General features: G+C 52.4%; 13 protein-coding genes. 6 read left to right on the top strand and 7 right to left on the bottom strand.

Features of this window, described 5'->3' with window-relative positions; translation table 11 throughout:
• Nucleotides 1–188: 188 nt before the first annotated feature.
• Nucleotides 189–968, bottom strand: a complete 780-nt coding sequence (map, locus tag ACQ4M4_RS20215) for a type I methionyl aminopeptidase (protein WP_430686266.1) — start codon at nucleotides 966–968, stop codon at nucleotides 189–191.
• A gap of 79 nt (nucleotides 969–1,047) precedes the next feature.
• Here map and ACQ4M4_RS20210 point away from each other — a divergent pair, with 79 nt between their 5' ends.
• On the top strand, nucleotides 1,048–1,950 hold the full coding sequence (locus ACQ4M4_RS20210) for a heme-dependent oxidative N-demethylase family protein (protein WP_430686265.1): 903 nt from the start codon (nucleotides 1,048–1,050) through the stop codon (nucleotides 1,948–1,950).
• A 204-nt stretch (nucleotides 1,951–2,154) separates the two neighbouring features.
• A complete protein-coding gene (locus ACQ4M4_RS20205; protein ID WP_430686264.1) occupies nucleotides 2,155–4,653 on the top strand; it encodes a PAS domain-containing sensor histidine kinase in 2,499 nt (832 codons plus the stop codon).
• Nucleotides 4,654–4,667: 14 nt separating this feature from the next.
• On the opposite strand, the gene ACQ4M4_RS20200 is transcribed toward ACQ4M4_RS20205, so the two are convergent.
• On the bottom strand, nucleotides 4,668–4,841 hold the full coding sequence (locus ACQ4M4_RS20200) for a hypothetical protein (RefSeq protein WP_430686263.1): 174 nt from the start codon (nucleotides 4,839–4,841) through the stop codon (nucleotides 4,668–4,670).
• Nucleotides 4,842–5,156: 315 nt separating this feature from the next.
• Nucleotides 5,157–6,638, bottom strand: coding sequence for a glycosyltransferase (locus ACQ4M4_RS20195; protein WP_430686262.1), 1,482 nt, complete (start codon nucleotides 6,636–6,638; stop codon nucleotides 5,157–5,159).
• 564 nt (nucleotides 6,639–7,202) lie between these two features.
• Here ACQ4M4_RS20195 and rph point away from each other — a divergent pair.
• Complete coding sequence (gene rph / locus ACQ4M4_RS20190) at nucleotides 7,203–7,925, top strand: ribonuclease PH (RefSeq protein ID WP_430686261.1); 723 nt, start codon at nucleotides 7,203–7,205, stop codon at nucleotides 7,923–7,925.
• A gap of 111 nt (nucleotides 7,926–8,036) precedes the next feature.
• On the opposite strand, the gene ACQ4M4_RS20185 is transcribed toward rph, so the two are convergent.
• Both ACQ4M4_RS20185 and ACQ4M4_RS20180 read right to left on the bottom strand, forming a co-directional pair.
• Nucleotides 8,037–8,900 carry a polyphosphate kinase 2 family protein gene (locus tag ACQ4M4_RS20185; RefSeq protein ID WP_430686260.1) on the bottom strand — a complete coding sequence of 288 codons (864 nt, stop codon included), beginning with the start codon at nucleotides 8,898–8,900 and terminating at the stop codon, nucleotides 8,037–8,039.
• A 305-nt stretch (nucleotides 8,901–9,205) separates the two neighbouring features.
• The gene (locus ACQ4M4_RS20180; protein WP_430686259.1) at nucleotides 9,206–10,711 is read right to left on the bottom strand and encodes a family 10 glycosylhydrolase; all 1,506 of its coding nucleotides are present in this window, start codon (nucleotides 10,709–10,711) and stop codon (nucleotides 9,206–9,208) included.
• Nucleotides 10,712–11,577: 866 nt separating this feature from the next.
• Between ACQ4M4_RS20180 and ACQ4M4_RS20175 the strand changes: the two genes are divergently transcribed.
• Nucleotides 11,578–13,407: a ShlB/FhaC/HecB family hemolysin secretion/activation protein gene (locus ACQ4M4_RS20175; RefSeq protein WP_430686258.1), complete on the top strand. Its 1,830-nt coding sequence runs from the start codon at nucleotides 11,578–11,580 to the stop codon at nucleotides 13,405–13,407.
• A gap of 605 nt (nucleotides 13,408–14,012) precedes the next feature.
• Here the strand turns inward: ACQ4M4_RS20175 and ACQ4M4_RS20170 are convergent.
• Entirely contained in the window at nucleotides 14,013–14,228 is a 216-nt protein-coding gene (locus tag ACQ4M4_RS20170) for a hypothetical protein (protein WP_430686257.1), read from the bottom strand.
• A 520-nt stretch (nucleotides 14,229–14,748) separates the two neighbouring features.
• Here ACQ4M4_RS20170 and ACQ4M4_RS20165 point away from each other — a divergent pair.
• On the top strand, nucleotides 14,749–16,971 hold the full coding sequence (locus ACQ4M4_RS20165) for a GumC family protein (protein WP_430686256.1): 2,223 nt from the start codon (nucleotides 14,749–14,751) through the stop codon (nucleotides 16,969–16,971).
• On the opposite strand, the gene ACQ4M4_RS20160 is transcribed toward ACQ4M4_RS20165, so the two are convergent.
• Nucleotides 16,968–17,276, bottom strand: coding sequence for a hypothetical protein (locus ACQ4M4_RS20160; protein WP_430686255.1), 309 nt, complete (start codon nucleotides 17,274–17,276; stop codon nucleotides 16,968–16,970). The two genes, ACQ4M4_RS20165 and ACQ4M4_RS20160, sit on opposite strands and share 4 nt — an antisense overlap.
• Here ACQ4M4_RS20160 and ACQ4M4_RS20155 point away from each other — a divergent pair.
• Nucleotides 17,262–18,371, top strand: coding sequence for a polysaccharide biosynthesis/export family protein (locus tag ACQ4M4_RS20155; RefSeq protein ID WP_430686254.1), 1,110 nt, complete (start codon nucleotides 17,262–17,264; stop codon nucleotides 18,369–18,371). The two genes, ACQ4M4_RS20160 and ACQ4M4_RS20155, sit on opposite strands and share 15 nt — an antisense overlap.
• Nucleotides 18,372–18,624 lie beyond the last annotated feature (253 nt).

The following is an 18,624-nucleotide window of genomic DNA, read 5'->3' as shown; positions in this document are numbered from 1 at the left end:
TGCATCAATGCATTTTTGAAGGCGTGAATTGTGGTGTGACAGTGCCACACCACAATTCACGCAAGAGGTCTATTGATGGATTAATTGAGAAACGCTCCCCATGCTTTACATGGGGAGCGTTTCTTATCATGGATTTTTGAAAGATAACCAAAATACAATAAGCCGTAGCAACGGCTGAAGAAGCTCGCCTAGGCTGCTACTAGCTCAGGGGAAAGCGTGAGGATTTCCACCCCATCGGGAGTGACAACGATGGTGTGCTCAAACTGAGCAGAGAGCTTGCGGTCTTTAGTTACCGCGGTCCATTTGTCAGCCAGCACTTCCACTTCCCACGTGCCCTCGTTGATCATCGGCTCAATGGTGAACACCATGCCGGGGCGAAGTTTGCGGCCCTTGCCACGGGTGCCGTAGTGGGGCACTTGCGGTGCCGTGTGGAAAATGCGGCCCACCCCATGTCCTACAAAATCGCGCACCACCGAAAAGCCTTGTCCTTCTGCATATTCCTGAATGGCTGCGCCAATGTCCCCAATGCGGGCACCCGGCTTCACCTCGGCAATGCCGCGCATCATGCACTCTTCGGTTACTTCCACTAGCTTGCGAGCCAGGGGCGACGGCTCACCCACAAAGAAAGTCTTGGAGGTATCGCCGTGATATCCATCCACCATCGGCGTGACATCAATGTTGATGATGTCGCCCTCTTTCAACACTTGCTTGGCATTGGGAATGCCATGGCACACCACCTCGTTGACACTGGTGCAAATAGACTTGGGGAAACCGTGATAGCCCAGGGGAGCACTTTTTGCACCGTGCTTACGAGTCCACTCTTCGGCTGCGTCGTTAATGTCGAGGGTGCTCACGCCAGGTTTGACCATGGGTTCTAGATGGGCCAAAAGCTGTGCGGCCAGCTGCCCGGCTTGGCGCATTTTGTCGATTTCGCGGCTCGATAGAATGATAATCGGTTCGTTATCCATGAAGCGTCCTTTCGTTATCCCCAGTTAATACTTTAGCTTTTTCGTCTGCCTCGTGCGTAGTTGAGTTGCGGGAGCTGTCATGTTTGTTCGGAAAGATTTGCCGCCTCAGCGGGTGCATTGGCCGTTTGCCCAAGGTCAATGGCGAATGAGTTTGGGGCTGAAGGCGCTGGACTTGCGGGAGTGGATCGAAATTGATGCAGAGTTTGGGCAATATTTGCAGCAAAAGCGAGTTTTGTTGCGCGATCGCCCCCAGTCTGTTTTGGCAGCGCTGCCGCATACGGTGGCGGCTCAGCAGGAGCTGTTGGATATGCTGACACATCATTTAACGACCCGGTTTCCTCAGTGGTTTCAGCTAGAGGGCGATCGCATCTGTAACCAGCTCACAGGCGAAACCTGGTGCTCCTCCGATTTTGCCGAGGCTCCGATTGACCTGGCCGGACGGCTCGTACAAGAAGACCTGTGCTTAATGATGCCCAGCAAGGCTGGATATTGGCTAGGGGCGGCTTCGCTGTGTTTTCCGCTGTATTGGCAGTTGCAAGAGAAGCTGGGACGGGTGATGGGAGCCATCCACGAACCGGTGCCGGGGTACGAATCCAGCCTGCACAATCCGGTGACGCAATACTTTGATCGGCTCACACCAGAACATTCAGGCTATCGGTTGAATTGGAGCATTGTGGATACGCCAGAGCTGTTTTTGGGCCTACACCGCACTCATGCTGTGGCAGATGACATTACCAGCGAAAACGCAGGCGATCGCCTCTGGGTGCGAGTGGAGCGGCAAACCTTGCGACGGTTGCCCATCACAGAAGCCATCGTGTTCACAGTGCGATCGTTTGTGTATCCCCTCTGGCAAGTACACGCGCAACCCCAGGCAGCACAGGGGCTAGATCGCACGATCGCCCAGCTCACTCCCGAAATGCGCCAATACAAAAGTATCGAACCAATTCGGTCAGCGATCGCCGCCTACCTGCGCACCCCATAACCACTCCGAACAGTTTAGATCCATTCTCCTAACCCCTATACCTCTGGAGCGGCTAGACAATTGCAGAAAATAATGGCTTTCTTGTGACCGACGATGCTGGATGTGAGCGCGAACCAGATTTTTTGGGTTCACTAGACATTGAGTTTTCACGAACTTTTCGCTCCCAGCTTCATTCCATCCTTACTTGGTTGGTTACTTCCAGCTATGATGTCAAACTCTGCTACCGATGTGACGCTACGTGAGCGCAATGCGCTCCTCAATTCGATCTTGGAAAGCACAACTGACATTGTGTTTGTGAAGGATCGAGAGGGACGCTACATTTTGGTCAATTCTAAGTTGGAGCGTTGGCTAAATCGCCCCCGGTCAGAGATTTTGGGTAAGACGGATAAAGACCTACTGCCTGAATATGCAAGCAATATTCAGCAGCGCGATCGCTTAATTTGGACATCAGGAATTGCCGAAACCTACGAAGAACAGATGAAGCAGGGAGATCAAGAATTTTTCTTGTCAACAACCAAGGCGCCCTGGCTCGATGCGCACGGCAATGTACTGGGCGTGGTGGGCATTACCCGCGACATTAGCGATCGCAAACGCGACGAGATGGAACGCAAGCAAGCCCAGCAAGCCCTCGAAGCCAGCGAGGAGCGCTTTCGCCTCGTGGCAGAGCAAACAGGACAGCTGATTTACGATTACGACATTAGCGCTGGAACGATTACCTGGGCAGGGGCGATTGAAACCATTACGGGCTATTCCAAAGAGGAATTTCAGCGGATTGGGATTCATCAGTGGGAAACGTCAATTCACCCGCGCGATCGCCCCACGGCATTGGCCGCGCTCGATCGCGCGATGCAGCGGATTGAGCGGTACCGAGTCGAGTATCGCTTTCAAAAGGCGGATGGCAGCTATCTTTATGTGGAAGATCGGGGGGTGTTTTTGCCCGATGAAACTGGCAAACCCAGGCGCATGGTCGGCACCATGACCGATGTGAGCGATCGCATTGCCACCGAGCAAACGCTTCGGCAGCAGGAGTCGCTCTATCGAGTTGTGTTTGAAAGTGTGAATGACGGATTGTGCATTACCGACATTCAAACCGGACAGTTGATAGCGTTTAACCCTTCGTTTGCCAAGATGCACGGCTACAGCGTCGAAGAAATGCAGCAGCTCACGCCACCCGATTTTTTGCATCCCGATAGCCTGTCGCTGTTTCAGCAATTTGTGGAGGTCACGGGCCAGAAGAAAGAGTTTTCTTGCCAATCGAAGCAATACCACAAAAGCGGTGCCCTGATTGATGTGGAAGTGTCGGGTGTGCCCTGCATGTTGAATAACAAACCTCACGGTTTGGCTGTTGTGCGCGATGTAAGCGATCGCAAACGGGTCGAAGAAGAACGCAACCAGGCCGAAGCCGCCCTGCGAAAAAGCGAAGAACGGTTTCAGGTGTTTATGGACAACAGCCCCACCGCCACGTGGATTATTGATGGCGATGGCAATCTGCTCTATGTCAACAAAACTTACTACACCATGTTTCAGCTGCCATCCATTGATCTGGTTGGCAAAAACCTGATAGAGCTATACCCCGAAGAAGCCGTCGCCGAGTTTGTTCAAGTCAACCGCACCGTGCTGCAACAGCAAAAAACCATGACCACCATTGAGCCATTACCCTTGAGCGATGGCACCATGGGCGACACTCTGGTGTACAAGTTTCCGATGCAGGATGTGTCGGGTCAGTCTGTCGTGGGCGGCATAGCCATCGACATTACCGATCGCCGCCGAGCTGAACTAGCGCTGCAAGAATCTGAAGCAACTTTAAGACAACAAACTGAAGCCCTAGAGCAAACCCTACAAGAACTTCAGCATACCCAGGCTCAACTGGTACAAACCGAGAAAATGTCGAGCTTGGGGCAGTTGGTGGCTGGCGTGGCACATGAAATCAATAACCCAGTGAACTTTATTTACGGCAACCTCACCCATGCCGATAGCTACATTCAAGATTTGATGAATTTGCTGGATCTGTACCAACAGCACTACCCCAGACCGCATCCCGAGCTGAGTCAAGCTGCTGAGGAAATTGACCTGGAGTTTTTGGTGGAGGATCTGCCAAAGCTGCTAGCCTCTATGAAGTTGGGAGCCGAGCGCATTCAAAAGATTGTACTGGCGTTGCGCAATTTTTCGCGGATGGATGAGGCCGAAGTGAAGGCGGTTAATTTGCATGAGGGCATTGATAGCACCCTCATGATCTTGCACAACCGCTTGAAGGATCGGCCCAATCGACCTGCCATTAATGTGGTGAAAGATTATGCGGTTCTGCCAAATGTCTTGTGTTACGCAGGGCAGCTCAATCAGGTATTTATGAACCTGATTGCCAATGCGATCGATGCGCTCGATGAACGCGATGAGGAGCGATCGCTCGACGAGATCCAGCACCATCCCAGCGAAATCACCATTACAACCCAGTTGGTCAAGCCCAACCACGTTCAAATCCGCATTGCTGATAATGGGCCGGGAATTCCAGAGGCAGCCAAACGACGACTATTTGAGCCGTTCTTCACCACCAAGCCAGTCGGCAAGGGGACAGGGTTAGGTCTATCGATTAGCTATCAGGTTGTGGTCGAAAAACACGGCGGTAGCTTAAAGTGCAATTCTGCCTTAGGACAAGGAGCAGAGTTTTTGATTGAAATTCCGCTGCGAAGTCAAGACGAGGCTTGAACTTGAGTCAAGCCTCATGCCTTTGGTGTAGAGTTGAGCATCGCCGCGTCAGCCTTGGAGCGCGTTTCCATGCTGCTCAGGATATTGCTCAAATATTGCTCAAGCAGTTTTTCCCAACCGGATAGCGACCCAAAACCGCCGCGATCGCGCCAGTAACAAGCCGACTGTTTGACCGAGAACTGTGCCAACCCAATCGGCTTTTTCTGTTGATGAACTTCCGTTAACGTTAGTTTCGGTTAAGAGCTTTTCTGAGGTTTGCGCGACGCGCACGCAAAGATGGGCACTTCAGCTTATCCAAAGCTCAGGTTCCGTTAATGGACTTCTGTTAATGGGCTATAGACTGAAGCCTGCTTCAGCCCTTGTTTCACCAAAGCGGCAACTGGATAAGTCCCCCGACCCTATTCAAACCATACTCTAAAGCTCTGTGCCGTCCGCACAGCGGGTGACACAGAGCTTTAGAGTTTTATATTGAATGATGGTTACTTGCTGAGTTTGGCAAGTGATTAGCCTTTGCTTTTCAGCTCCAGTTGCTCAGAGACATCAAGCCATAGATCTTCGCTGCCGTGGTGTGCTGTTTTCACCCACTTGAGCCGCTTAGGCCGTACAGAAATACGAGCAGTGGTGCTGGCCATGACTGGCAGCCAGTGCAGCATATACGCCGTGCCCCATGCCGACTGACGCAGCGCCCGCCATGCCAATGCAACCGATCGCGTACCATCGCTACGCCGCGCCTGCTGTTTTTGGATGCGGCGCAATCCAGCGTACATGCCGACCATAGACATGATGACCGAGAGGCTGGTCATGGGGGCCAACATGGGTGCCCGACTGCGGGCGATCGCCATCACTAAATCGGGCACGGTGGCCGTTGGCAAAATGTATTGCAGCAAAAAGAATGCCAGCAAATCCATCGTTTTTCGCAGTCCCAATCGGTTGCGAATGATGAGCCGCCAATAGTCTAAATAGCGCTGGTAACCGCCTTCAGCCCAGCGGTTGCGCTGGTGCCATAGGCTGGTGGCCTTAGTAACACCTTCTTCAACAACAGCAGGATGCATCAAAAAGTCAATATCCCATCCAGCTAGGTGCAAGCGAAAGGTGAGATCCAGGTCATCAGTAATGGTTTCCTCGTTCCAGCTCCCGCACTGATCCAGTGCTTCGCGCCGTACAAACATGCCGTTGCCCCGCAGTTCGCCCACACCGCCAATGGCAATGCGCTGCTGCTGATAAAAGCTGTCGATCGCCATTTCGGCAACTTGTCCCTGAAGCCACAGATTACTCACGTTGGGATCGCGCTCAGCCTGGGCGATCGCCTTGCGAACCTGCACAGCCCCAATCTTGGGTTGTTGAAACAGCGTCAGCACGCGGCGCAGCATATCACTTGGCACCTGAGCATCGGCATCAAACACGCCAATAATGTCGCCACTTGCCAAGGAGCAAGCCTGGTTGAGTGCGCCCGACTTACCGCCACCGGCTTCGGCCGCCCGACGCAGCACCTTGAGTTGGGGATACTCAGCCTTAAGCTGGTCGAGCACTTGAGGCGTGCGATCGGTGCTGTGATCATCAATCACCCACAGCTCGTATCGATTGGCAGGATAATCGACCTGGCAGAGCGCTCGCACAAGGGGTGCAATCACCGATTCTTCATTTTTTGCAGCCACCATTAGCGAGACAAATGGCAGTTTGGCGGGATCTGCTTCAGCCAACGGATCGGGCATGGACTTGGCACGGGCAACCAGCAGCCGCAGCAAATGCACACTCATGAGGGTGGTTAAGCCTAAAACCACCCAGTACCCCCACGAAAACAGATGCAGGGCAAAGGTGCTGCTCCACACAATGGTGAGCGCAACAGCCGCCTTGCGGCGGCGACCAGCGAGCCCCCGATAAAAATGGGCCCCTACATCTTCTGATTCTGCCAAATCAGAAACGAGGGTGCTCATGGGTTCTAGCTCGTTGTAGGCATCGGTATCGTGCCAGGAGGGATGGGACATAGTTGTTTAGAAAATAAACCTTAGAACTTGACGACAATGATTGAGAGATTGAGAGCGATCGCAGATGGGAGCACTCGAGCGCTTAGGATCTACACAACCGAACTAGTTAGGCAAACCCCGTAAACTAACCCCATCCTGACTACCATTCAACGATAACAGCCTTTGTTAGGTTACCCTGTGGCGAGGCGATTAAACCTTTCGTTCGCCAGCTGATGGGCCGAGGATGAAATGACCCGGCAGGGAAACCAATAGACCCAACGTGTCGCAGCGATCGCAGTCCTAACTCGAAATTCGCTCTTCGTAAAATTTATCGCTTCCCCAGACCTTTCGGGCATTGTGTCCTCGGCAAACCAGCTCGAAAATTTAGAGAACTCCGGTATTCTAAATGAGGTTCCATTCAGCGATCGCACGTGCGATTGTTCATCGCCCACCATTGACCACCCCCAGTTCACGGCAATTCGCACAGGCTGATTTGTTGAGGTCGCGAATTTAGAATGGCACCTCATGGGGTGGGGATGGGTGGAATGCACTTGGGATTACGTTTTTGGTGGTGGGAGAAGAGTTATGGTTTGGATACGTCCCGATGGGCGATCGCCCGATCAGCTGCGTCCAATTCGGTTTGAGCGGCGGTTTACTCAGTTTGCGGCGGGTTCGGTATTGGCCCATAGCGGCAATACACAAGTGCTGTGTACAGTAACGGTGCAGCCAGGGGTTCCCAAATTTTTGGAAGGCAGCGGTCAGGGTTGGCTCACCGCCGAATATCGCATGCTGCCCTCGGCTACGCCCCAGCGGCACGCCCGCGAGTTTATGAAACTGTCGGGCCGCACGCAAGAAATTCAGCGGCTTATTGGCCGCAGTCTACGCTCGGCACTAAATATGAAAGCACTGGGTGAACGCACGCTGCTGGTTGATTGCGACGTCTTGCAAGCCGATGCGGGAACGCGCACCACCGCGATTACTGGCGGCTATGTAGCCCTGTGCGATGCAATTGATGGATTGCTCAAATCGGGGCAACTGCAAGAGTCGCCGCTATGCCACCAAATTGCGGCAGTTTCGGTTGGGCTGTTGCAGGGTGAGCCATTCCTCGACCTGTCTTATGAAGAGGATGTCGCCGCCGAGATTGACTTTAACGTCGTGCTGAATGACCAGCAGGAAATTATTGAACTGCAAGGTACAGCGGAAGAGGGCAGCTTTAGCCGATCGCAGCTGAATAGCATTTTGGATCTGGCAGAACGGGGCATTGGCGAGTTATTGCAATTGCAGCAAGCAGCCTTACAAGATGGGTAATCCAAAACTACTTCATCGAGCCTAGTAGAGCAGGTGCGATCGCTCCCTTTGCCGGACCTTTTTGGAACAGAATCATGAGGCGCGATCGCATTTTATCGCATTCCCATTTCCCTACTCAGCATCGAGTAGCTTTTTATCTTCCAGCAATTCTCGTCTGCGTTCTTCATCCACAACGGGATAGTGCAAGTTCAGGCTTTCTAACGTTTGGCTAATTACACGGCTAACCGCCAATCGAGTGTACCATTTGTGATCAGCAGGAATGATATACCATGGAGCCCACGTTGTGCTGGTGTGATTAAACACATCCTCATAAGCATTCATGTAGTTATCCCAAAACGATCGCTCTTTCACATCATGGGTTGAAAACTTCCAGTTTTTTTCAGGTTCATTAATGCGATCTAAAAACCGCTGTCGTTGCTCATCTTTCGATACATACAAAAAGAACTTGAGAACGATGATGCCGTTATTCACCAAATAGTGTTCAAAGTTGTTGATTTCCTCAAATCGACGTTGCCAAATGTAGGGATCTTGTTTGATGGGCTCGGGCAGTTGCTGACTGGCCAACATTTCGGGGTGAACCCGAACCACCAGCACTTCCTCGTAATATGAGCGATTGTGAATTCCAATCATGCCTCGCTCTGGTAGTGCCTTCATCGATCGCCATAGATAGTCATGGTCACGCTCTTCTGCCGAAGGTGACTTAAAGCTATAAACTTGGCATCCTTGAGGATTCACTCCCGACATCACATGTTTGATGGTGCTGTCTTTCCCTGCAGCATCCATCGCCTGAAACAAAATCAGCAGTGCATAAGTATTTTGAGCGTATAGCTTATCTTGATCCAGGGTTAATTGTTTAAGACTGGTTTTGAGCAACTCTTTGGCATGTTGCTTCTCATAACTTCCAACATATCCCGGATCGAAGTTTGAGAGAGAGATGCGAGAACCCGGTTTTACAATCAGGTGATCGATATCCATAATATACCAACCAGATGAAGGGCTTTCTGGGGAATTTGGTTGGCTTTAACCATAGCGCAATCTCATCAAATTTCCATCTTTCTCGTGTCAGTCATCAGTTAGGACTTACGCACGTCATCCGAAGAACCAGGGGGTTGAATGATGTTTGGGGCGCTAAGCGCTCCAAACATCATTCAACTGCGTAAGTCCTGACCAGTAATGTTCTAAGTCCCTCGACACTATTAAAAACCAGACCCTAAAACCCTGTGCCGCCCGCTGCGCGGGCGACGATGTGGCCGAAGCTCACAAAGGGGAGGAATTGAGAGTTACTGTAATTGGCAAAACTTGCGATCGCGATCGGATTGAGGTTCTTGCCAGGAGTAGGCAAAGTGGCTCATGGTCTGAATTTGGGGAGCCACCTGATGAATTGCCAACATTTGCGACTCCAGCGCCGGACGGTTGCGCACCGACTGGCCCCACGTGCCCGCTAGCACAGGCATCACTTTGGAGGGATTGGGCGATCGCTCCAGCACACGCTGCACCTGCGAGACAATACAGCCCGTATTGCCACAAATCCCATAGGCCATGGGGTGCCACTCTAGCGACGTGGGAAATTGATCCCACGGCTGCAAGCGCGAATCATAGCCTCCCGCATTCACCGTTTGGTTACCTTCGGGAAAGAAGACGGCCCCAGCCGGAATATTGCGTTGTTGTACAGGAGTCGCGGCCATATTCAAAAAGTCCACTACGCCCTGCATGGCATGGGCAACCGATAGCTGCCAGAGCTGCTGCTGCAAAAAGGGTCGTCGCTGCTCAATGCTGGCTGTCGGATAGGCCGGATCAAGACTAATGCCCTGCCACAGCGGTTGTGGATCCTGAGGATAGCGCTCGGCCAGTTCGGCCACATCCTGCCCCAACACGCTGCCCCGCGCCACAAACCGCCGAATCAACTCTTGGCCGCTAAGGTTGAGCGCCCGTCGCAACAGCGCATCCTGAGCAGCAGGCCCGTAGATCCAGAGATCTTGCACGCGGCTGGCCACAGAATCGCCACCATTTCCACGGGGATAGCGAATGTAATCGAACAGCACGCCATCGGGTCGCCGCCGCAGTACAGCCTGTACAAGGGTGTAGTAGTCCAGCTTGGCTTGGTTGCTGTACGGGTCGATAAAAAGCTCTTCTTCACCCCCGGCGTTAATTTCCTGACTTGCGATCGCCCGATTGCCAGCCTGCCCACGACCGTTGCGGGCAAGGGCTTGTTCCGTACCAGGTCGCCGCGTGTAGCTATAGCCAAAATTCATGGTAAACAGCCACGCATAAACCTTAAGCCCACGCTCCCGGCCTTTGGTAATCGCTTCTTCCAGCAGGTCGTAATCACCATAGCCATTGTCTCGAATTAGGGATGGCCACGCGGTGGGATTATCGTTTTGCGGCAGCATCACCTGGCCGCTGCCAAATACTTCGATGTAGACCTGGTTGTAACCTTTGGCAACCATTTTGTCGAACAGAGCTTCTAGAGCACCTGGCTGGGCATCGCAGGGATACAGGCGAATCCACAAGGCCTGGTTGCGCAGCCAACTGCTGCGACGACACCGCTCAAGTTTGTCTTTGTGATCATCCACTAGACGACGATAGCGTTGTTGACTGTCGCGATCGCCCTGGAGCGCCAACTGCCGTAGCGACTCTTTGCGTTCCACCTCGACAGGAGAGAATTGGCAAAACGGAGCAGACGGATCAACTTGAGCGAGAGCGACTAGATTGCCAATGGGAAAGCTACTGGCAGCCATGAAAGCCGCTGCGAAAAAGCGCTGAGCGCTAGACAAAAAGCGAGCCACTCGGATAAACCTATGAATGAAAACTTATGAATGAAAATTCCCTGAATAACAAATCACTTGTTTGTCAGTTCAGTGATTCCAATATGCCAATGAAGCATATTCGTTGATTCATGTTTAATGGGTCGTGTTCACCAAACCTCATCCCCAAAAAACGTCAGACCTCTGCACGCAATGTGTAACACGCAATGTGCAAAGCGTAGCCAAACACCCAATGAAGAATCTTTGAATGCAATCCCTGAAGCTGTATACGAAACGAAAATTTTAGCTCAACTTTCTTCAATTCGATCAAGCGAACTGTCAGAACAAATGACGTGTATCAATCGAGACGTTGATAGATTGTTGAATACCGAGTTGGCGAATTCAGGAATGAACCGCTGATACCTTTTTTGACGACAGCCATTCCCGCCCATTGGTTTAAACGACACCTTATCCATCACTGATGAATGGCTCATACATCGTCCGTGACGCGATACCGAAGCGTGATGAGATCATTTCTAAGTCCGTGCTGGATAAGCCGAAGCGCCTCTTTATTATGGGCGCAAAACGAAGCTGTTTTGAAAGCTGTGCAGCGCAAAACCCTCAGAGCAACTCTGCACCAAAACGGACGGTTTCTAGCATCGGAAACTGGGTTGAGATCTTGAGTTAAAGTCGCGCAGGTTCGTGGATAAATTGACTTGCTTAAATGGTGATGATTGATAAACGGCAATGATATTCCACCCAGTTGCCGGCAGTATCGTTAAGCTTTTTTACTCAATCGTTGATTTCGTCATATGTTCAGGTGCAGTTTACTTTGCCTAAAGTAAACTGCACCTAGTTTGCTGGCTGCACTTTTAACCCACTTCTTTTACTGTGAACAGGTTAAAAAATTGAACACCACTCTTGCCCCCTTGCATCAGGCTGCGCGTTGGCTAGCGGTTTTGAGTTGGGCGATCGCCCTCACCCCACTTCACTCATCCTCGGTTGTGGCACAGGTTCCTCCTTCAGCAGTTCCTCCCCCGGCACCTGTGCCACCAGGGGGACCGCTGCCACGCCCTATCGTGCCGATTGTTCCACCACCCGACCGACCAGAACCGATCCTTCCTCAAGAGCCGCTGCCTCTGTTACCAGATCCGGCTGAGCTGTTGGCACCGCCGCCGACAGCGCCTCCCTCCAGTCAGGAACCTGGTCCCATTCCCGATACGATCTTTGTGCAGCAATTTCAGGTGAATGGGAGTACCGTTTACAGCGATCGCCAACTAGAGCAAGTACTTTGCGCAACTCCCGGCTTTGCATGCGATGGCACCGAGGGCGATCGCACCTTTCGAGGGCAGAATTTGACCTTTGCTCAGTTATTACAAGCGCGTTCTGCCATTACCCAACGCTACATTGACGATGGCTACATTAGTTCTGGAGCATTCATTCCGCCTCAAACCTTGGAAGCTGGAGTCGTGACCATTCAAGTGATTGAGGGTCGGCTTGCCGCGATCAACGTGCGGGGAAATCGACATTTGCAGTCTAGCTATGTGCGCAGTCGGCTGGCGCTGGCTGGCGCTACACCGTTAAATGTGGCGCAGCTATTGGAAGGATTGCAGCTGCTTCAGCTTGATCCGTTGATTGCCTCCATTTCAGCCGATTTGCAGGCAGGGCCACAGCCAGGAACCAATGTTTTGGAAGTGAGTTTGCAAGAGGCCGATCCTTTTGCAACGCGAGTGGTGCTAAACAATGGGCGATCGCCCAGCGTAGGCAGCTTTCGGCGGCAAGTTGAGGTCAACCACGGCAATGTATTGGGCTTTGGCGATGGACTGTCACTCAGCTACAGCAACACCGATGGTAGCCATGCCGTGGATGGTAGCTATACCGTACCCATCAATCCTCGCAACGGCACCATTCGATTGGCAGCAGGCTTTTCATCAAGCGATGTGATCAAGCCACCATTTAACGTGTTGGATATTGAATCGAATGCCCAATACTACGAGGTGAGCCTGCGCCAACCGCTGTATCAATCGCCGACTGAGGAATTGGCCATTGGCCTCACGGGTTCGCATCAGCGCAGCCAAACCGAATTTGTGGTGGGGGGGTTTCCAAGTCCGGGTGCCGATGCCAATGGGGTCAGTCGGGTTACAGCACTGCGTTTTTTTCAAGACTGGACCGAGCGCAGTAGCCTGCATGTATTAGCGGCGCGATCGCAGTTTAGCGTGGGCCTCGATCTGCTCGACTCTACCGTCAATACCAACGAACCCGACAGCCGCTTCTTTGCATGGCGGGGGCAGGGCCAGTGGGTGCGACTGCTTGCCCCCGAAACTTTGCTCCTTGTGCGAGCCGAAGCTCAACTGGCCGACAGCGCATTGCTATCGCAAGAACAGCTAGGGCTGGGGGGTCAGCGAACTGTGCGCGGCTATCGGCAAGATGCCCTGTTAGCCGACAACGGGCTTCAGTTTTCTACGGAGGTACGCCTGCCGATTGTGCGCGTTCCCCAAATTGATGGGCTGCTGCAAGTGGCACCTTTTTTCGACATCGGCACGGTTTGGAGCGCGGGTAACCATGACGGCTCGGCTGCGGAGACGTTGGCGGGGGTTGGGATTGGCCTGTTGTGGCAGCAATCCGATCGGGTGACGGCTCGGCTCGATTGGGGCATTCCGTTAACCGATGTGTCGTCTGTAGGCAATACGCTGCAAGAGGATGGTATCTATTTCTCCATTGAGGTATCGCCGTTTTAGTCAGCGTGCGATCGCTCCATACGACAGCATCTCCTGTGCGTGTTTTTGGGAGAGCAGCGTTGCGATTCGACAGGATATTGCGATTCGCAGGGTAAACATTGTTGGGTTGGGTTCTATCTCAACACTTTTAGGCATGCACTCAGGGTTGAAGGGGCTTTCGGTAATTCACAAACAGCTAACCCAGCTGCCAACACAAACCTTGACACAGATATTTCTTTCACTGCGGTAAATACAGAGACCGCGACCCGAAGCTATTCGACTGGCGTGAATCGTAGTCTCCGTAAGAGTACGGGGAACTGAACTCGTCAATGTCTAAGACTTTACAGACTCTTTATGAAAAGATTGCCAAACTTCATTGAAAGTCTCTGAATCGAGATAGGTTTTTTACGTATGATCACTTACAAAGGCCGTTAGGGGTTTGGCATCTCACGTGCATCTACCCTGTGAATCTGTGGGCATCTATGTGCATCTAATCCGGACGAAACGATTGAGACAAAGTTTATCGGTTTAAGAGCGATCAAGCAGATCAGGGTGCGATCGCCATCTTTGTTTTTCAACACTCATGGTTGAATTGATCAATTTCAAAATTTTAGAAAGATACGCATCTACACAAGCTTAGTAACATCGTTGGTGGCATCGTACAAACCTCGATACCTGCGCTCAAGCATATCTTCAAAGGTATCTGTTGAGGCTTCGTCAGGCTGGGCTGATTTCTCGCCTTTACCTGTTGTTGAGAACGCGCCAAACCTTTGTGATTGGAAATGTTTCATCATTGGCTTTGCACGATCGCCAGGCAGAATCCCTGGGGTTAATTGCTGCATAGCTAGGCCAGTTTGTTTTCCCTGTTTTGTGTAATCAACGATAGGTTGTTGAGTGAATGTGTGGCGATCGCTTTGCCTATAGGCAAGCGTTTATTAATTATCTAGAGTGAATCATTGATGAATTTCTAGATTGTCCGTCGCAGTCATGAGCGCAATGAATGAAGTCCCAAAAAACAATGCTTGCACCGAATTCAATCTATGGCATCAAGAAATCTCAATTGAGACTATTTTAATCTCCACAAAGGTCATCTATCTCAGGTATGAAACCCTGCCAAAATTGATAATTGACTGAGTTTTTGAGTCGATTGAGTAAAGCTTTGGATTGGCGCTAAGCTGGGCTCTTCTGAATGACTGATAAACCTTCACCAGAGTTCATTTGACCTTCACTCCGATACTGTTCTTCTTCATTCAACCTTTAACAATCTCCGGGTAATTACCGTTTATTGTTGACCTATCAGGATCCCCGACCGTAAAAACTCGCAGTTGTGTGAGCCGAATTTTAGATAGCTGAGGCAATGCTATGGAGCTTAATCAATATCCTGACGATTTCAATCTTCAGAAGTACTGGATGGTATTAAAACGGCGCTGGTTGCCCGCAGCAGCGGTATTTAGCATTGTCGTCTCCCTGTCTGCATTGGCTGCGGTACGGCAAAAGCCCGTTTATGAAGCCGAGGGAAAGCTACTGCTGAAGGTAGATCGTCAGACCGATCTCATCGGTTTGGTGGAAAATCAAAACCAGCGGCTCACGGTCGATGGTCAAAGTAGTGCACTTACCACACAAGCAGAGGTCATCCGCTCAATTCCAGTTGCGCAAAAGGTCATTGATGCATTGAATCTGCGCGACACCGAAGGACAACCGCTTCAGCCACAGGCCTTTGTTGAGAATCTGGCAGTGCGCCCTGTTGGTGGTACCGATGTCTTGCGAATTACCTACACAGCAGATGATCCCGAAGTTGCTGCTGCCGTGGTGAACCGCGTTGCCAGAGCTTACGTTGAGCAGTCGGTGTTTGCCAATCGTCAGGAAGCCGCCGAAGCCAGCCAGTTTATCCGCGAACAATTGCCCAAAACCGAGTCCGCTGTGCGAGAAGCCGAATCTGCTCTGCGGGAATTTAAAGAGCAGAACGGTGTCATTGCCCTACAGGAAGAAGCAAGAGTTGCCGTTGGAGCCATTACCAACTTGCAGCAGCAGCTAACTCAGGCTCGTGCCACCCTGGCCGATGCCGATGCCCGAACAGCCATGCTGCAAAGCCAGTTGGGAATGACACCGCAGCAGGCCCTGGTGGTCAGCTCACTCAGCCAATCTACAGGGGTTACTGAAGTGCTGACACAGCTTCAGGAAACCGAAAGCTTGCTGTCGGTGGAGCGGACTCGCTATCGGGATGCGCACCCCACGATCGCCGCATTGGAGCGTCGGGTTGCAGCACTAAATGAAACGTTGGACAGCCGCATTGGCCAAATTGTTGGCAGCGCCCAAGGAGTTTCTATGGGTGACTTGCAAATTGGGGAAGTAGAGCGCACCCTAATTACCGACTTCATTCGGGCTGATGCCGAGCGTTCTGGTTTGTCCAATCAGGTGAGTTTGTTGGCCAGTACGGAAAGTGCCTATCGCGGTCGGGCGAGTGCACTGCCTCGGTTAGAGCAAGCCCAACGGGAACTGGAGCGTCGGTTAGCGGCAGCGCAAACAACCTACGAAGCGTTGCTCACCCGCCTACAGGAAATTCAGGTTACCGAAAACCAGAATGTGGGCAATGCTCGCCTCATTTCTCCGGCGTTAGTACCTGAGGGTTCGGCTGGGCCGAGCAAGTCGGTGTATTTGCTGCTGGGTGGTCTGGCGGGTCTAGCAGCGGGCGTGATCTCAGCCTTCTTGCTCGACATGATGGACAGCTCGGTGAGAACCATCAAGCAGGCTCGCGAACTATTTGGCTACACATTGTTGGGAGTCATTCCTACCTTTAACCGCAATGGTCGGGTGCGTCCGGGGCTAAGCATGGAGCGCACGGTGCCTCGGGTGATTCTGCGCGATTGTCCCCACTCGCCTGTGGCCGATTCATATCAAATGCTGCAAGCTAACTTGAAATTCTTAAACTCGGATAAGCAAGTGAAGACGGTGGTAGTCACCAGCTCTGCCCCGAAGGAAGGAAAGTCGGAAGTATCGGCCAATCTCGCAGATGCGATCGCTCAGGTGGGTCACAAAGTGTTGTTGGTTGATGCGGATATGCGCCATCCAACCCAGCACCACACATGGGATTTGACCAACTCGGCAGGCTTGAGCAATGTGCTGACCAACCACATTGAGTTTAAGGATGCCGTGCAGCGAGTCAGCCCCAGCCTGGATGTGCTCACAGCGGGCTCCGTGCCGCCGAATCCTATCGCTCTGCTGGATTCCAAGCACATGGCATTGTTGGTGGCCAAGTTTGCGGATGACTACGACTACGTTGTGTTTGACACACCGCCTGTCGCCGGGACTGCCGATGCTGCCGTGATTGGCAAAATGGTGGATGGCGTTGTGATGGTGGTTCGCCCCGGTGTGGTTGATCCCGGTAGCGCTAGCGCTGCGAAGGAATACTTGGCCCAGTCTGGTCAAAATGTGCTGGGTATTGTGGTGAATGGCGTTGACGTACGCAATGAGCCCGATAGCCTCTTCTATTACTCTCGCGAGTACAACACACGTCGCAACCTGACGGGGGGAATGAACGAACCTCTAGGTCGGGTGTTGGCAGGGTCTCGCGAGACAACTCGCTAAGGACGAGCGATGGACTGCTGGCGGTCAGTAGTCCCATGCTGCTCGTTTTGCATCACGGGTTTCTTGCCAATGGTGTGCAAGTCGGTTCTGCAATCCGGTCGTTCTGTCATTCGTAGTTTTGTCGTTCCATGAGTGCGATCGCCCAATGCCTTTCGTTCTTGCAAGCGATCGCTTACCCCAACATCGGTAGGCTGCAACGATAGCGAACCCAGGAGGGTGCGATCGCACCCATCCGCCTCAAGCTCACGCCCCAACCCTCCTCTCATTTCCTCAAAGACATGGCCAAGCATATGCGTAAAAACCATTCGGATATTTGCCGCTCAGTGGCTGCCGTTTTGCTGCTGGGGGCCACTCTACAAGCTCCAGCCTTTGCCCAAACCGAGAGCACAAATCTCAATTCGGTCGATCCCTCCATGGCACCCTTGGTGGTGGCTCCGGTTGATCAAGTTGCCGCCCCCACGCCGTTGTCCTATCCTCAGTACAGCCTAGGCCCTGGCGACCAAATTTCTATCTCTGTATTGGGATACGACGAGTTTACTGAGCAAAAAGTGGTGAACTCTGACGGCACTATCATTGTGCCGCTGTTGGGAACCGTCATGGCGGCTGGCAAAACGCCAGCCGAGCTGGATCAACACCTTGAGCAACAGCTGAACCAGTACTTGGTTGAGCCGGAAGTGGCAATTACGCTGCTAACCCAGCGCCCTGTCGTCGTGACTGTTGCAGGAGAAGTGCAGCGTCCCGGTCCCGTGCGCTTGCGCAGTCTCACCAACGACCCCGGCGGCGGCAACAACGACAATCCCGACAACCCAACTCTCACCACTGCACTTGTGCAGGCGGGTGGGGTAACCCGGTTTGCCGACATTCGTCAGGTGGTGCTCAGCCGCTACAACCCCAATGGGGAGTCAGAGCCACAGGTCATTAACTTGTGGGATAGCGTCGCCGCCGGAACCAATATTCCTGATATTGTGCTGCAAGATGGCGATTCTATCTTTATTCCTCGCTTAACCGAGGCGGCCACGCTAGACCGACGGCTGCTGTCGCAGTCGAGCTTGGCTCCTGCAACGGTTCGCGTTCGCGTTGTGGGTGAAGTGACCCGCCCTGGCGAAGTGCAAATTCCCCCAAATAGCTCGCTATCCAGTGCGGTGGCAACTGCTGGTGGTCCCACGGTCGATGCTCGCTTAAGCCGAGTTGCCTTTGTTCGGTTGAATGAACAAGGTCAAATTGAGCGGCGCGAGGTGGACTTGCGCAACCTGACCGATGAATTTCAGGTACAGGAGGGCGACGTGGTAATCGTACCGAAGCGTGGTTCTTCCTCCTTCCTGGATATTGCCGCTCGTATTCTCAATCCCTTTGGCACGCTGGTCAACATTATTGACAACATTGGCGGCGGCGATAATTAAACCTGCGCGCATGGAACAGATTTGGCGATCGCCCTTCCTTAACGAGGGAAGCCAGCTATCGCTCCTCACCACACCCTGAACTAACGGGTTTTGAATCATTGCTTTATGCAAGGCTTCAAAACCCTTTTTTGTGCCTGAGCTGAAGGTTTGCTGATGGCGATCGCCCACTAGGGGTTGATTGCTTTTGGGGCGCTAGGCGTTCCCAAAAGCAATCGTTGGCCTCCCTATTCAAGCACTTGAAGCCTTGGACAAA

This window comes from Leptolyngbya sp. AN02str (genome assembly GCF_050565595.1).
Lineage (GTDB): Bacteria > Cyanobacteriota > Cyanobacteriia > Elainellales > Elainellaceae > Kaiparowitsia.
This window is presented reverse-complemented; position numbering and strand designations above follow the sequence as displayed.

What these genes read in the sequence shown, in the direction of transcription:
- ACQ4M4_RS20165 (WP_430686256.1), top strand. Translation starts at nt 14,749, where the DNA reads ATGGAGCTTAATCAATATCCTGACGATTTCAATCTTCAGAAGTACTGG.
- ACQ4M4_RS20195 (WP_430686262.1), bottom strand. Translation starts at nt 6,638, where the DNA reads ATGTCCCATCCCTCCTGGCACGATACCGATGCCTACAACGAGCTAGAA.
- ACQ4M4_RS20155 (WP_430686254.1), top strand. Translation starts at nt 17,262, where the DNA reads ATGCGTAAAAACCATTCGGATATTTGCCGCTCAGTGGCTGCCGTTTTG.
- ACQ4M4_RS20205 (WP_430686264.1), top strand. Translation starts at nt 2,155, where the DNA reads ATGATGTCAAACTCTGCTACCGATGTGACGCTACGTGAGCGCAATGCG.
- ACQ4M4_RS20210 (WP_430686265.1), top strand. Translation starts at nt 1,048, where the DNA reads ATGTTTGTTCGGAAAGATTTGCCGCCTCAGCGGGTGCATTGGCCGTTT.
- ACQ4M4_RS20160 (WP_430686255.1), bottom strand. Translation starts at nt 17,276, where the DNA reads ATGGTTTTTACGCATATGCTTGGCCATGTCTTTGAGGAAATGAGAGGA.
- ACQ4M4_RS20170 (WP_430686257.1), bottom strand. Translation starts at nt 14,228, where the DNA reads ATGCAGCAATTAACCCCAGGGATTCTGCCTGGCGATCGTGCAAAGCCA.
- rph (WP_430686261.1), top strand. Translation starts at nt 7,203, where the DNA reads ATGGTTTGGATACGTCCCGATGGGCGATCGCCCGATCAGCTGCGTCCA.
- ACQ4M4_RS20185 (WP_430686260.1), bottom strand. Translation starts at nt 8,900, where the DNA reads ATGGATATCGATCACCTGATTGTAAAACCGGGTTCTCGCATCTCTCTC.
- map (WP_430686266.1), bottom strand. Translation starts at nt 968, where the DNA reads ATGGATAACGAACCGATTATCATTCTATCGAGCCGCGAAATCGACAAA.